Below are 14,782 nucleotides of genomic sequence, written 5' to 3' on the forward strand. Positions count from 1 at the left end.
GTATATGTACAAAACGTTAAAACCGGGTTTTCTGGTGTTGGTCCTGTTGGTCGTTGCGATGCTGGGAGCGTGCTCCGCAAAATCAGAGCCGTCCGTCACCCCTGCTGCTGCCAGCTCGGAGGGAGCGGAAGGGTCAGATCAGCCCTTAACCAAAGTGAAGATTCAGCTCAAATGGGTGCCTCAGGCTCAGTTCGCCGGGATATACGCCGCTAAGGAGAAAGGTTTCTTTGCAGATGAAGGTATTGATGCCGAGATCATTCCGGGTGGCCCGGATATCGTGATCGAACAGCAGGTGGTTAACGGCGCAGCCGATGTGGGTATCACCGGGGTGGACAGTTTGCTGGTCAGCCGGGATAACGGTCTTCCGCTTGTCTCCCTCGCCCAGATTTCGCAGAAGAGCAGTTATCGATTGATTGCGAAGAAGTCCGTGGGTATTACCGATCCCGCCCAGATGAAAGGCAAGAAAGTGAGCACATGGTTCGGCAGTCAGCAGTTTCAGGTTCTCGCTTTTATGGAGAAGAACGGCCTTGATCCAAAGAAGGATATTGAACTGGTGAAGCAGGGCTTCACGATGGATCAGTTCTTCAACGATCAGGTGGATGTCGCCACGGCAACGATCTATAACGAATATCACGTGGTACTTGAAAGTGGGACGAAGGAGTCCGACCTGGATGTATTCAACATTGAGGATGCCGGGGTAGGCATGCTGGAGGATACGCTGATCGCCAAGAAGGATTGGGTGGACAGTAATAAAGAGCTCGCGGTGAAAGTGACCCGTGCCGTTCTGAAAGGCTGGAACTACGCCATCGACAATCAGAGTGAAACGGTAGATATCGTGATGAAGAACGTAACGGACGGCAGTACGACCCGTGAACATCAGGTGACCATGCTGGAAGAGATTGCGAAGCTGATTCGCCCGGAAGGGTTTACGGAGAAACAGGTGGGCAGTTTTGTGGATGAATCGTTTACCCGGACTGCGGATATTGCCCTGAAGTATGGTCTGATTAAGAAAGCCGCTAACCTGGACGAAGCACTGGAGAAAAGCGTCTATGAAGAAGCGGTGAAGGATGTGACGAAATAAATAAGCGTGGAGCGTTCGGAATGGGGCACTGCAATCGGAGTGGTCAAGTGTAAAGTCCATAGGTTCAGGTTAGAGAGGAGGATGACGAATGAGCTCAGTGGATCAGCAACCCCAACCGATTGGTGGTACAAAGGAAGAGTGGCTAGAAAAGGATCGCAAATATGTGTGGCATCACATCTCGCCTCATAATGATCATCCGATGATTGCCGTTAGCGGGGAAGGCAGCTGGATCACGGATCAGGATGGCACACGGTATCTGGATGCGATGTCGGGACTGTGGTGTGTGAACGTCGGGCATGGACGCGAGGAAATTGCTCGAAGTGCCTATGAGCAGATGAAAGCTCTCGCGTACGTGCCCATGACCCAGAGTCATGAGCCGGCGATTCTGCTGGCAGAGAAGCTGAATGACTGGCTGGAGGGGGAGTATCGCATCTTCTTCTCCAACTCGGGTTCAGATGCCAATGAAGTAGCGTTCAAAATAGCCCGTCAGTTTCATCACCAGAATGGTGAGCCAACCCGTCACAAATTCATCTCCCGTCACCGTGCCTATCACGGCAACTCCATGGGCGCGCTGGGCGCTACCGGGCAAGCCGCCCGCAAAATCAAATACGAGCCGCTAGGTGTAGGCTTTTCTCATGTACCACCTCCTTATTGCTACCGCTGTCCATTTGGACGAAACAAGGATGCATGCGGACTGGAATGCGCCACCATCTATGAAGAGGTTATTCGCTGGGAAGGGCCCGAGACGGTAGCTGCGGTCATTATGGAACCGGTCATTACAGGGGGCGGCATGATTGTCCCGCCTCCGGAGTATATGGGAACCGTACAGGAGATTTGTGAGCGTTATGGTGTGCTGTTCATAGTGGATGAGGTCATCTGCGGGTTTGGCCGCTCCGGGCAAAAATTCGGTCATCAGAATTACGGGGTGCAGCCCGATATCGTCACGATGGCAAAGGGCATGACGAGCGCGTACGCTCCACTATCGGCGACAGCCGTTCGAGCGGATCTGTATGACACGTTCAGAGAACCCGGACCCGATTCACACTTTCGTCATGTGAATACGTTCGGGGGCAACCCTGTATCCTGCCGCGTGGCACTGGCGAATCTTGAAATTCTGGAACGAGAGAATCTGGTCAGCCGTGCTGATGAACTTGGATACCTGCTTCGGGATAAGCTGGAGCCGCTGCTGGAGTTATCGGTGGTTGGAGATATCCGCACATTTGGCTTTGCCTGCGGGGTGGAGCTGATTGAAGCCGATGGTTCGCCTGCTCATGCGGATAAGGTCATGAAAGTACTGGCAAGCTGCAAACAGGACGGTGTCCTGATTGGCAAGAACGGCGATACCGTGCCGGGATTTGCGAATATTTTGACCATCTCACCGCCGTTCGTCACCACTGAGGAAGAATTGGACCTGATCGCTGGCAGTTTGCTGGCTGCACTACGCAGTCTGGATGCAGGGTAGTGATGGAGGGCGAAGCGGAAATCTAGGTGGGATCTTCATTTAAATCGTGCTTATGAATATGCGTGAGGAGGCGATGGAGGATGCAGACCACCACCGGGAAAATCATCAATCAGCTGCGTCTGGATGATCGAATTGAACAGTTGTCCCGTATTGGCCGAATTGTGGAGACGGGTGTCTGCCGACTCGCGTTGACTCCGGAAGATATGGAGGGCATTATCCAGGTTCGCCTCTGGATGGAAGAGGCCGGGCTTGTGACTCGGCTTGATCCGTTTGGCAATCTGATTGGTCGCCTTGAAGGTACAGATTCGTCCCTGCCGATCCTCATGATCGGTTCACATATCGATTCCCAGCCGTACGGCGGTCGGTATGATGGGGCCATCGGCGTCCTTGGCGCGCTGGAAGCTGTACAGTGCCTGATGGAACAAGGCATTCGCCCTCGGATGCCCATTGAGGTCATTGCTTTTTGTGATGAAGAGGGCTCGCGTTTTAACAAAGGATTATTTGGCTCACGTGGCATAACCGGACAGTTGGAAGAGGGAGAATTGGAGCGAAAGGACAAAAATGGGGTGACCCGACGAGAGGCATTGGAGGCCTTTGGCTGTGCACCAGAACAATTTGCCGAAGCGATCTATCCGGCTGGCTCTATTGGCAGTTATCTGGAACTGCATATTGAGCAAGGACCTGTTCTCGAATCGCTGGCCGCCCCGTTAGGTCTGGTGACTGGCATCTCTGGCCCGCTGTGGCTCACGGTGACAATGAAAGGCATGGCAGGGCATGCCGGTTCGGTACCGATGGGGATGCGTCATGATGCGCTGGTGGGCAGCGCCAAGGTCATTGCGGCTTTTGACGATATGGTCAGAGAAGAACCGGAAGCTCCGACAGTAGGGACCGTGGGGAGCCTCAGTGTCTTCCCGGACTCACGCAACATCATTCCTGAAGAAGTCAGCTTTACGGTTGATTTGCGAGATATGGAGATGGAACGCAGAAATCGGCTTGAAGGAAGGTTAATGAGCCTCTTGGATGACGTTAGCTCGGAATATGGGCTGACCTACTCCTTGACCGAAGATACCAACAGTGAACCGCGATATTGTGCAGAACGAATCAAAAATGCCATTCGCTCGTCTGCCGAAGAGATCGGCCTGCCTTTACCAGAGCTGATGAGTGGTCCGTTCCATGATGCACTTGCCCTTTCTTACGTGTGTGACTATGGCATGATCTTTGTTCGCAGCAAGGATGGGGTCAGCCATCATCCAAGTGAGTATTCTTCGCCCGAGGACATTGCTCTCGGTACAGAAGTGTTGTACCGCACGATCAGGCAAATGTGCAGCCCGGAAATTGCGAGTAACGGGACGGACATGTAAAAGCTGTTCATATCAAACCATTTCCCAGGGAGGCGATGTGACATTATGGGTAAAATCAGTATCGGATTGATTCAGGCTTCGCACGAGGTTGAAGGCTCGGCCCCAGTTGAAGTGCATAAGGAGGCCGCCATTCAGAAACACATTGCGCTGGTACGTGAAGCGGCTGCTCGAGGAGCACAAATTATTGGCTTGCAGGAAGTGTTCTACGGACCATACTTCTGCACGGAGCAGAGCCCCAAGTGGTATGCATCTGCCGAGCAGGTGCCGGAAGGACCGACGACTAGGCGTTTTCAGGAGCTTGCGAAGGAGCTTGGGGTAGTAATCATTTTGCCTGTATATGAGGTAGAAGGAATCGCTACGTACTACAATACAGCTGCTGTTATAGATGCGGACGGCTCCTACCTGGGGAAATACCGCAAACATCATATTCCGCATGTGGAAGCAGGCGAAGGCACGAATGGATTCTGGGAAAAATATTATTTCAGACCCGGTAATCTGGGCTATCCGGTATTTGATACAGCCTACGCCAGAGTGGGTGTGTACATTTGTTATGATCGTCATTTTCCGGAGGGAGCACGACTTCTTGGGCTGGCTGGTGCGGAGATTGTATTCAACCCTTCCGCAACGGTAGCCGGAACATCGGAATATTTGTGGAAGCTGGAGCAGCCTGCCCATGCGGTAGCTAATGGCTATTATGTGGCTGCCATTAACCGAGTGGGAGTGGAATCGCCATGGAATATGGGTGAGTTTTATGGTCAGTCGTATCTGGTGGACCCGCGGGGCAGGATGGTTGCTATGGGCAGCAGGGATCAGGATGAGGTCATCATTGGCGAGATGGATATGGAGTTGATTCGGGAAGTACGCAATGTGTGGCAATTTTACCGCGATCGACGGCCTGAGACCTACGAACATCTCGTTAACCTGTAGCAGTGGCCTGGAATGAAAATTTGGGGATATCAGAGATCTACCTTGGAGGTGTAAGACATGATGAACAGCGCAGGAGCAACGTTGTCCGATTACGGATGGGAGAGTCGTTTTACCGAAATGAAGCCTGCAATGACAGGCAAGGAAGCGATGGAGGAATCGAACCGCTGTCTGTACTGTTATGATGCACCGTGTATCAAGGCGTGTCCAACCGACATTAATATTCCTTCGTTTATCAAAAAAATCTCGACAGGTCACCTCAAAGGCTCGGCTCGGACCATTATGGAAGCCAACCCGGTTGGTGCTAGCTGTGCACGGGTCTGCCCCACAGAGGAACTGTGTGAAGGAGCTTGTGTACTGAACGAGTCATCCAAGCCGATTCGGATCGGTGATTTGCAGCGATATGCAACAGACTGGGCACGGACGAAGAATGAACCGTTATTCAAGGCAGCGCCTGCCAACGGAAGAAATGTTGCAGTTGTAGGCGCAGGGCCAGCGGGATTGTCTGCGGCTAGAGAGTTGGGGCGTGCAGGGTATGAGGTGACGATCTATGAAGCCAAAGCGAAAGGCGGAGGGCTGAACACGTATGGTATCGTGTCCTTTCGCCTGCCAGAATCCGTAGCTTTATGGGAAGTCGAACAGGTGCAGGCACTGGGTGTGCAGATTCGGTATGGTGTGCGTATTGGGGTGGATGTGTCCGCTGAAGAGTTATTGGAACAGCACGAAGCCGTTATTCTGGCTTGCGGGATGGGCGCTGTTCCGATGCTTGGCATTGAAGGAGAGACGCTGGAAGGTGTCTATGATGCCATTGAGCTAGTGGAATCCACGAAGCAGGGTGTGCCTCCGGCGCTGAACGGTCTGAAGGTTGCCATTATTGGTGCGGGCAATACGGCAGTGGATGCAGCGACCTGTTCGGTACGCCTGGGGGCCGAGCGTGTGCAGATGCTTTATCGACGCGGGGAGAGCCAGATGACAGCTTATGCCTTTGAATATACATTTGCGAAGCAGGAAGGTGTGGAATTTCGCTGGTTCACTATGCCGAAGCGCATTATTGGAGACGAGAATGGGCGAGTTCAGGCTATAGAGTGTGTGAAAATGAAGTTGGTTACATCACCTGGAGGTGGTCGGGCACTGCCTGTGCCGATAGAGGGATCGGAGTTCATGCTTGAATGTGACACTGTTGTTCGAGCCATTGGACAGAACCGTTTGCTGCCATTAATTGAGGCATTTGGCCTGCGTCATCACTGGGGCGTTGTTGAAGTGGAACCACAGACGTACCGTACGTCCCATCCACAGATCTACGCGGCAGGAGATGTTATCTTCGGACAGGGGCAGGGCGAAGCGATGGTGGTCTCCGCTGCACAGCAGGGCAAGCTGGCGGCTGCATCGGTGATGAAGGCGTTGCCCGGACAGGTGGAAGAGACGGCATGAGATATATTTAGTTATAGCTAACGAATCTTATGCACCAAGCCTTCTACGATTCGTTAAAACGCTCACCTACCGCATGTGCACCAAACAGAAGGTGCACGGTTCGTTAGAATGTACACCAACAGTTTATAACAGCAGGTTGGCAACACCAATCACTCATACTAACCCTGATCAAGCAGGATTCCTGGGTCATACGAGAGATTCCAGTCTATCTTGTGAAGTTCAAACAAACACCATTGTGAGTTCAAACCACACCAAGGAGGGATCGTTATGGCTGACTTATCTATTAATCTGGCAGGTATTCGATCGCCCAATCCATTCTGGCTGGCCTCGGCGCCGCCGACGAATACCGGATACCAGGTTCAGCGCGCCTTTGAAGCAGGTTGGGGTGGTGCCGTCTGGAAGACGTTGGGCGAGCCGATCATTAATACCTCTTCGCGATTTGCAGCCGTTCATTTTGGCGGACAGCGCGTCGCGGGTTTTAACAATATTGAGTTAATATCCGACCGTCCGCTCGAGGTGAATCTGCGGGAAATTGCCGAGACCAAAAGGCGTTTCCCGGATCGGGCAGTGGTTGCTTCACTCATGGTTGAACCGAAACGGGAGAAGTGGCATGAGATTGTGAAGAAAGTCGAAGCTGTCGGCGTAGACGGGCTGGAGCTGAACTTTGGGTGTCCGCACGGCATGGCTGAGCGTGGTATGGGAGCAGCGTCTGGTCAGCAACCGGATCTGGTCGAATTGCAGACGATGTGGGTGAAGGAAGTGGCGACCACACCTGTCATTGTGAAGCTAACGCCTAATATCACCGATATTACGGCGACTGCCCGGGCGGCGGTGCGCGGCGGTGCGGATGCGATTTCCCTGATTAATACGATCAACTCCCTGGCGGGTGTGGATCTCGATTCCTGGAATACCGTGCCGCATGTAGGTGGTAAAGGGGCGCATGGCGGCTATTGCGGTCCGGCCGTGAAGCCGATTGCGCTGAACATGGTTGCTGAGTGTGCGCGCAATCCTGCAGTTGGTGTGCCCATCTCCGGTATCGGAGGCATATCCGATTGGCGGGATACCGCAGAATTTTTACTTATGGGCGCGACGGGGGTCCAGGTATGTACTGCAGCCATGCATCACGGCTTCCGTATCGTGGAGGACATGATCGATGGCTTGAACGATTATTTGGATGAGAAAGGTCTGCGAAGTGTATCTGAATTGATTGGCCAAACGGTTCCGCGCTATTCCGATTGGGGCAATCTCGATTTGAATTACAAAGTGGTAGCCCGCATCAACCGCGATGTCTGCATCAACTGCAACAAATGCCATATCGCCTGCGAAGACACCTCGCATCAATGTATTGATATGCTGTCTGATCCCTCTGGCTCCTATCTGGAGGTCGTTGAGGAAGATTGCGTCGGATGTAATCTGTGCTCGATTGTCTGTCCGGTGGACGGCGCAATTGAGATGGTAGAGATCGCACATGAACAGGAACCGTTAACCTGGAATGACCGTCAGTCTGCGATTGCCCTGCTGCAATCGGCCAGAGATCAATCCACCAAGGAGGCGATATCATGAGTACCCGCAAATTGATTCGTAATGGAATGTTGGTCACAGCTTCGGATACGTTTGAGGCGGATATCTACATTGAAAATGGAAAGATCGTGCAGATTGGCATGGGACTTGTGCCGGATGAACGAACGGAGGTTGTGGATGCGTCTGGCTGTTATGTCATCCCTGGCGGGATTGATCCGCATACTCATCTGGATATGCCGTTCGGCGGAACGGTGACGGCGGATGATTTTGCAACAGGAACCGCAGCTGCTGCCTTCGGCGGCACAACGACAGTCATTGATTTCTGTTTGACGCAAAAAGGCCGATCTTTGCTTGAATCCCTACAGGAATGGCATACCAAAGCCGAGGGCAAAGCCGCCATTGATTATGGGTTTCATTTGATGATTGGCGAGATGAATGATCAGGTGCTGGAGGAACTGCCACAGATCATTGAAGAAGAGGGTGTGTCTTCCTTCAAGGTGTTCATGGCGTACAAAAACCAGTTCCAGGCCGATGACGGCATTCTCTTTCAGACGCTGCAAAAAGCCAAAGAGTACGGTGCACTCGTCATGGTGCACGCTGAGAATGGCGATGTTATTGATCTGCTGGTCCGGCAGGCGCTGGCGGATGGAAGAACCGAGCCGATCCACCATGCACTTACCCGACCTTCCATGTTGGAAGGAGAGGCTACAGGGCGTGCGGCCCGATTGGCAGCACTTGCCGATTCACAGCTCTATGTGGTGCACGTCACCTGTGCTGAAGCCGTGGAGCAGATCGCGCGTATGCGAGACATGGGTTATCGAATCTGGGGCGAGACCTGTCCGCAGTACTTAACCCTGGATCAATCGAAGATGGATCAACCGGATTTTGAAGGTGCGAAGTATGTCTGGTCCCCACCGCTGCGTGAAGCCCCTCATCAGGAAGTGCTGTGGAATGCGCTTAAGAGCGGTCAATTGCAGACCATTGGCTCGGATCATTGTTCGTTTAACTTCAAGGGACAGAAGGAACTGGGACGGGATGATTTCAGCAAAATTCCAAATGGCGGGCCTGTCATTGAAGATCGGCTCAGCATTTTATATTCCGAAGGGGTAATGAAGGGGCGTATTTCGCTTAATCAGTGGGTGGATTTATGCTCTACACGGGCAAGCAAGTTATTTGGGTTATTTCCGCAGAAAGGAACCCTTGCTGTGGGGACAGATGCGGATATCGTTATTTTTGACCCATCTATCTCAAGGGTGATTTCGGCAGCTACCCACCATATGAATGTGGACTATAGCGCCTTTGAGGGCATGCAGGTTCAGGGATGTCCAGTGACGGTGTTATGCCGCGGGGAATATGTGATTCGGGACCGGCAGTTTGCCGGAGTGGCAGGCGCGGGTCGCTATGTGAAGCGTGAAAAATATGATGCCGATGCACCATTACCTGTAACACAGCCTGTGACGGCAGTGAATGGAGGGTGAGGCTGATGTCTGATCATGAAGTATTTGAAGCGGAAAAGATAGCGATTGAACGAATGGTGGCACAGGGTTATCGCATTTATGCCGTTCGGGAACATCTGGAGGGTGCTCATGTCGTGTGGGGGCACCCCGACCTTCCCGGAGAAAAACAGGAGCAATATGTGGGTACGGCGTCTGGGCGGAAGTGGTTCAGTCATATCCTGATCAGGCAGCTTCAGGAGCAAAAAGGAGCGTAGAAGGTCACGCGAATGGTCCATGGACGTATTCGTATGCATAGATAGCCAGTTCGATGGCGACACGTTTCTCGGGGAGGGTGTAGTCATCACCCAGCAGTGTCTCAATTTTGTGCAATCTGTGATAAAGCGTCTGTCGGACAATAAACAAAGCCGTGGCCGTCTCCTGCTTGGAGCAGCATAGAATAAAATATTGTTTAAGCGTACGTAACAACTGACCGCCTTTTTCGGCATCATAACGAATGACTGGCCCGAGATATTCCTCAATGAAATCATCCAGACTGCCGCTCTGCTTCATGCTGGCAATAATGCGGTAACAGTGAAGATTGCTGTAAAAGGGCTGCTGCATCACACCGATGTCCTTCTGAATGCGCAGGGTATCCTTGGCTGCCTCAAGACTGTCTTTCAGACGTGATAGATCAGCGCAGCTGTGACCGATGCCGAACAGACCCGAGAAGAGGCGATGGGTCTGTTCCTGCTCATGCTGCTGCAACTGTTCAATGCAGCGCCATAGACTGCTTTTTCGCTGAGATCCAGGCAGAGGGTCAACAATAATCAGAATGATCTGGTGGTTTAAAACCGTGCTGTACAGTGCAAATCCTTCCCGCGAGAACACGGAACGGGCAACGATGTTACGTTGAATCAGCAGTTTCTGTAGCTTGAGACTGTCTGTGTAGCTGGGATTGCTATCGAACAAAATGACGGTACCTTTTCCAGAAGCAAGCTGGGCGTTGGCAGCAGATACATATTCAAGAATTTCTTTCGCAGAATGATGTCCGTTAAGCCAGTCAATGACCCACATATCTTCCTTGTAGCGTCGTTTTTCCTCCATGTATTTGGTACGCATCCAGTCCTGAGCAATGGCGGCTGCACAACGTTCCAGAGCCTGGATGATGAACTCTTCAGAGGGTCTGTTATGCAGATCCTGATCGTGATCCGACAGCTTGTCGAGCATCAGCACCAGATCGGCAAATGCATAATCAAGCGCCTGTACAGGCAGAGTGAGTGCATCCGGTGAATGCACCGAATGATTCCTCTGCACGGAATGATCTCCCAAATGCTCTCCCTCGTCCGAATGACCACGACGTGACAACCACTCCTGTCGACGAATCTCCAATTGGGCTGGAGGGCAGTAGGGAACGGCACTTGCTTCCCCATCCAGTGGATATAGCGCTACAGGGTAACCCGTTGTTCGAGACAACAGTCGGAGCAGTGGTTGTACACCGTCTCCATTCAAAAGAAGTTGGTTGAACGAGGTAGTGAGGCTGTCGAGATCAGCGAGCATACGCTGGTGGCTGCGAATCAGGGCGAAATGCAGGTCCTGTGTAATATCGATATAACGTACTTGTTCGTGGAACCAGATCAGTGGAAAATCCTCTTCTGCTGCAAGTTCCTTCATAGGTCCGAGCTGGGACTTGGTGTGAGCCCCCAGTTCGATACAGAGTCCCGCAGCTCCACGAGCAATTAACTGGCGCATGAAAGACAGTCCCTGCTTTTCATCATCCTGCCAGCCAATGCCAGTCGTTAGCACCAGTTCCCCGCCATTCAGCAAGTTGCCTACTTCGGTAACCTCCATAATGTGCACCCAACGCACATATCGCTCCAATGCCCGTTCACTGGCGAGTACCTCAGCCTTGCGGAACACTGGACGTTTCAGCATGTCTCTCATCTGAATATGCAGCGTCGTTTCCCCCACACAACCACCGTCCTTCCCTCAAATACATGCAGTTTACATACCCGCTTTGTAAGTCGAGCTTCTGAAGAGCGTTTGTCTTGATTATAAGTCTGTTAACAACAGATGAGCTGAAATCTCACGTTCATTTGTTTTATTTCACAAAATGATCTCTTCCTTTTATGAAATAAAACAAATGGGATTATTCCTATGTAGATCTACCTAACATCTAGATGTTTCTATGACCGATGCTAAGAAATTATAGTTAAATGTAAAACACCCCTTAGCCGGAGATCAGAATGTACAAACCATTCTAATGCGGACTAAGGGGTGTTCTATGTTAGAAGTTCATCTTAATTCTGAATGATGATTTATTCGATCAACAGAAGGTGTCGATTAATCTTCAATTCTTTTCTTTTTGAACTTCATCAGGAACTCATACACGATTGGCACGATAACCAGAGTCAGCAGCGTGGAGCTGATCAGACCGCCGATTACGGTAATACCGAGACCTTTCGAGATGATCCCTGCGCTTTCTTCAAGTCCTGTCACCAGTGGCAGCAAGGCACCAATGGTAGCCAGAGCTGTCATAAGAATTGGACGCAGACGCGTTGCTCCGGCTTCCAGCAAGGCTTCACGAGTAGGCATTCCTTCTTTTTCCTTGTGAATAACACGGTCGATCAGGACGATGGCGTTGGTGACCACGATACCGATCAGCATCAGTCCACCCATCATGGCAGATACGTCAAGCGTACCCCCAGCTACGAACAGGCCGACCATAATACCAATGACGGTAAATGGCAGGGAGAACAGGATGGCAAATGGCGCCAGTCCACCGCCGAACGTAACAACAAGCACAAAGTACACAATCGCAATGGCTGCCAGCATGGCCAGACCAAGTTGGGTAAACGTGTCATTAATCTGTTCGGTTGTACCACCAAATTTCACTTCAACACCATCTGGCAGGTCCAGTTTGTCGATGTTCGCCTGCAAGTTTGATGATGCTTTTTGCACATCGGAAGCCAGAATGTTGGCTGATACCTGCACAACGACTTTGCCATCAATACGCATGATGGAGTTCGGTGAAGTACCTTCTTCCACTTTCGCGACATCTTTGATTGGTACTTCAATGCCGAGTGGTGAAGTGACTTTTTCGTTTTCAATATCAGCAATGCTGGTAAATGTCTTTTTGTCAGTCTCTACATAGACTTTATACGTTTTGTTATCGATATCCACTTCTGTGAGCACAGGGCGTTCACGTGCAGGACTGAGCGTCATAGCCAGTTGGCCAGCTGTCAGACCCAGCGAGCTCAGTTTCTCCTGATCCGCGACGAGCGTGTATTGCCCGTAGGTATCGGAGAGCGTAGTGTCGGCTTTTTCAAAAGATTCGGTATCTGCTTCAACCAGTTTCAGAATTTCATCCGAGACAGGTTTGATCTGATCTACATTGTCACCATAGATGGAAAGGCTCAAGCTGCTGCCTCCCAGACCCCCGGACATATCAAGCTCATTCCAGGTTCCTACAGTCACTTCTTTCTTCAGACCTTCTACAAGCTGTTCTTTCACTTTTGTAAAGTCTTTCGTATCTTCGTTATATTCGATATAGAAGAGAGCAGAGTTGGAGCTGCCTCCACCCATGCTGCTCAGTGGATTACTGCCGCCTATGGAATACTGCATTTTCTCCAGACCTGGCTGCGTCAGCAACCATTTCTCGGCTACGAGTGCTTCTTTTTCTACATCTTCACGCAAAGCTCCAGTTTCCGGGCTGTACGTAATGGTCACATATTTATCCTGTTGTTCCGGCAAGAAACTTGCACCGATGAACGGATAGAGGAACAAACTACCAACGAGCAGCAATACAGCAACACCGACGGTGATAAGTTTGTGTGACAATGTCCAGTTCAAGAGTCGTTTGTAAGCTTCGGCCATCTTGCCTGGTTTTTCCTCATGATTCTGCTTGTTCTTCAGACCTTTGCGGAACAGCGTGTGTGCCAGCATAGGTACAATCGTAACAGCTACAATCAGGGATGCCAGCAAAGCAAAGACCATCGTCAAGGCAAATGGCATGAACAGCTCACCAACCATACCACTTACCAGTGCCAGCGGCAGGAATACCGCAATGGTTACGATCGTGGAAGAAAGGATCGGAATGAACATTTCACGAGTAGCTTCCCGGATCAAATCACGGCCTTTAAGTTTCTCTCCCTTGAGTGTCAATCGACGATAGATATTCTCGATAACAACGATGGAGTCATCGACAACCCGTCCAATCGCAACCGTCATGGCACCCAGGGTCATCATGTTCAGCGTAATGTCCATCATATTCAGTGCTGTCAATGCAATGAGCAAGGAGAGCGGGATGGAGATGATGGAAATAATGGTGGAACGAATATCACGCAGGAACAACAGAATAATCAAAATGGCGAACAAAGCACCAAACATCGCTTTGAACAACATCGTGTTTACGGAGTCCTGGATAGGTTTACCTTGGTCGAGCAAAACAGTCAACTCTGCGTTTTTGAATTGCGTCTGCAACTCTTCCGCTTTGTCTTTAACCGCCTTCACGACATCAACGGTATTGGCATCATTGGACTTAACGATGGAGATCCCGATGGATTCCTTACCGTCTGTGCGGGAAATGGATTCCGCCTGACCAATGACTTCAATTTTGGCGATCTCGCTTAATTTAACCGTTGGAATTCCAGGTGCATTAGCGGCACCTGAAGTGCTGCCCACACTGGCATTTCCGCCAGTAGCTTGTCCTGCAGCCTGGTCAGAACCTTGTGCAGAGCCTTGAGCCCCGCCAGCTTGTGCGCCGGCGCCTTGTGGTGCTGTGGCCGAACCACTGCCTGCTCCTGCACCGCTTGGTACAACCGGAATGGCGAGATTTTTCAAATCATCCAGATCGATGATATTGCCATCAACAACAACAGCTTTCTGCGCTTTGTCCAGTTCGAACAGTCCGAGTGGTACACGGACAGAAGAGCCTTGAACGATACCGTTGACTGTATCTTCAGTCAAACCGAGTTCATTCATTTTTTCCTGGTCAAACTTCAGTTGAACTTCCTTAACATATTGGCCGGAAACTTGGACTTGAGCTACACCGTCAATATCTTCGAGTGCTGGCTGGATATCCGTTTCAACCAGTCGAGTCAATTGTTCCAGATCGCCGCCGTCCTTGTCAGACAAGCTAAGCGAGACAACCGGGAAGGAGTTGATGCTGAACTTGGAAATGGTTGGTTTCTGTACACCATCCGGCAACTGCACCTCATTCAGTGCTTCGCGAACCGCTGCGGTAGCATTATCCAGATCGGTACCATAATCAAATTCGAGGGTGATGGAAGAGGCATTCTCCATGGAAGTGGAGGTGAGTGTCTTAATTCCCTCTACATTTCTTAAGGTCTGTTCGAGTGGTTTGGTGACATCCTCGACAATACCTTCAGGAGCTGCCCCTGGATCAATGGCCGTAACACTCAAGAATGGCACATTGATGTTTGGAATGGTCTCCTGTTTCATCGTCAGTCCGCTGTACAAACCGGCGAAGGAAACGATGATGGTCAGAATCCAGATCGCAAACTTGTTGTTCAGTGAAAAATTAATAATTCCTTTCATACGATGGTTT

General features: G+C 51.1%; 10 protein-coding genes. 8 read left to right on the plus strand and 2 right to left on the minus strand.

Annotation, left to right across the window (positions count from 1 at the left end; genetic code table 11):
• The first annotated feature begins 4 nt into the window (after positions 1 to 4).
• The 8 genes from MHB84_RS15620 (at position 5) to MHB84_RS15655 (ending at position 9,491) form a co-directional block, all read left to right on the plus strand.
• Positions 5 to 1,081, plus strand: a complete 1,077-nt coding sequence (locus MHB84_RS15620; protein ID WP_076287558.1) for an ABC transporter substrate-binding protein — start codon at positions 5 to 7, stop codon at positions 1,079 to 1,081.
• A gap of 88 nt (positions 1,082 to 1,169) precedes the next feature.
• A complete protein-coding gene (locus tag MHB84_RS15625; protein ID WP_076287559.1) occupies positions 1,170 to 2,543 on the plus strand; it encodes an aspartate aminotransferase family protein in 1,374 nt (457 codons plus the stop codon).
• An 80-nt stretch (positions 2,544 to 2,623) separates the two neighbouring features.
• Positions 2,624 to 3,904, plus strand: a complete 1,281-nt coding sequence (locus tag MHB84_RS15630) for a M20 family metallo-hydrolase (RefSeq protein WP_076287560.1) — start codon at positions 2,624 to 2,626, stop codon at positions 3,902 to 3,904.
• Between the two features lie 45 nt (positions 3,905 to 3,949).
• On the plus strand, positions 3,950 to 4,831 hold the full coding sequence (locus MHB84_RS15635; protein ID WP_076287561.1) for a nitrilase-related carbon-nitrogen hydrolase: 882 nt from the start codon (positions 3,950 to 3,952) through the stop codon (positions 4,829 to 4,831).
• A gap of 60 nt (positions 4,832 to 4,891) precedes the next feature.
• Positions 4,892 to 6,259, plus strand: coding sequence for an NAD(P)-dependent oxidoreductase (locus MHB84_RS15640; RefSeq protein WP_076287730.1), 1,368 nt, complete (start codon positions 4,892 to 4,894; stop codon positions 6,257 to 6,259).
• A 267-nt stretch (positions 6,260 to 6,526) separates the two neighbouring features.
• Entirely contained in the window at positions 6,527 to 7,822 is a 1,296-nt protein-coding gene (gene preA, locus MHB84_RS15645) for an NAD-dependent dihydropyrimidine dehydrogenase subunit PreA (protein WP_063566946.1), read from the plus strand.
• A complete protein-coding gene (gene hydA / locus MHB84_RS15650; RefSeq protein ID WP_076287562.1) occupies positions 7,819 to 9,258 on the plus strand; it encodes a dihydropyrimidinase in 1,440 nt (479 codons plus the stop codon). Before preA ends, hydA begins: the two co-directional genes overlap by 4 nt.
• A 5-nt stretch (positions 9,259 to 9,263) precedes the next feature.
• The gene (locus MHB84_RS15655; RefSeq protein WP_076287563.1) at positions 9,264 to 9,491 is read left to right on the plus strand and encodes a hypothetical protein; all 228 of its coding nucleotides are present in this window, start codon (positions 9,264 to 9,266) and stop codon (positions 9,489 to 9,491) included.
• A 4-nt stretch (positions 9,492 to 9,495) separates the two neighbouring features.
• On the opposite strand, the gene MHB84_RS15660 is transcribed toward MHB84_RS15655, so the two are convergent.
• Both MHB84_RS15660 and MHB84_RS15665 read right to left on the minus strand, forming a co-directional pair.
• Positions 9,496 to 11,184, minus strand: a complete 1,689-nt coding sequence (locus tag MHB84_RS15660; protein ID WP_256716717.1) for a PucR family transcriptional regulator — start codon at positions 11,182 to 11,184, stop codon at positions 9,496 to 9,498.
• Positions 11,185 to 11,556: 372 nt separating this feature from the next.
• A complete protein-coding gene (locus MHB84_RS15665; protein WP_076287564.1) occupies positions 11,557 to 14,772 on the minus strand; it encodes an efflux RND transporter permease subunit in 3,216 nt (1,071 codons plus the stop codon).
• Between the last annotated feature and the right edge of the window lie 10 nt (positions 14,773 to 14,782).

The sequence above is a fragment of the Paenibacillus sp. FSL F4-0087 genome, assembly GCF_038020215.1.
Taxonomy (GTDB): domain Bacteria; phylum Bacillota; class Bacilli; order Paenibacillales; family Paenibacillaceae; genus Paenibacillus; species Paenibacillus taichungensis.

What these genes read in the sequence shown, in the direction of transcription:
- MHB84_RS15640 (WP_076287730.1), top strand. Translation starts at nt 4,892, where the DNA reads ATGAACAGCGCAGGAGCAACGTTGTCCGATTACGGATGGGAGAGTCGT.
- MHB84_RS15620 (WP_076287558.1), top strand. Translation starts at nt 5, where the DNA reads ATGTACAAAACGTTAAAACCGGGTTTTCTGGTGTTGGTCCTGTTGGTC.
- MHB84_RS15655 (WP_076287563.1), top strand. Translation starts at nt 9,264, where the DNA reads ATGTCTGATCATGAAGTATTTGAAGCGGAAAAGATAGCGATTGAACGA.
- MHB84_RS15635 (WP_076287561.1), top strand. Translation starts at nt 3,950, where the DNA reads ATGGGTAAAATCAGTATCGGATTGATTCAGGCTTCGCACGAGGTTGAA.
- preA (WP_063566946.1), top strand. Translation starts at nt 6,527, where the DNA reads ATGGCTGACTTATCTATTAATCTGGCAGGTATTCGATCGCCCAATCCA.
- hydA (WP_076287562.1), top strand. Translation starts at nt 7,819, where the DNA reads ATGAGTACCCGCAAATTGATTCGTAATGGAATGTTGGTCACAGCTTCG.
- MHB84_RS15665 (WP_076287564.1), bottom strand. Translation starts at nt 14,772, where the DNA reads ATGAAAGGAATTATTAATTTTTCACTGAACAACAAGTTTGCGATCTGG.
- MHB84_RS15625 (WP_076287559.1), top strand. Translation starts at nt 1,170, where the DNA reads ATGAGCTCAGTGGATCAGCAACCCCAACCGATTGGTGGTACAAAGGAA.
- MHB84_RS15630 (WP_076287560.1), top strand. Translation starts at nt 2,624, where the DNA reads ATGCAGACCACCACCGGGAAAATCATCAATCAGCTGCGTCTGGATGAT.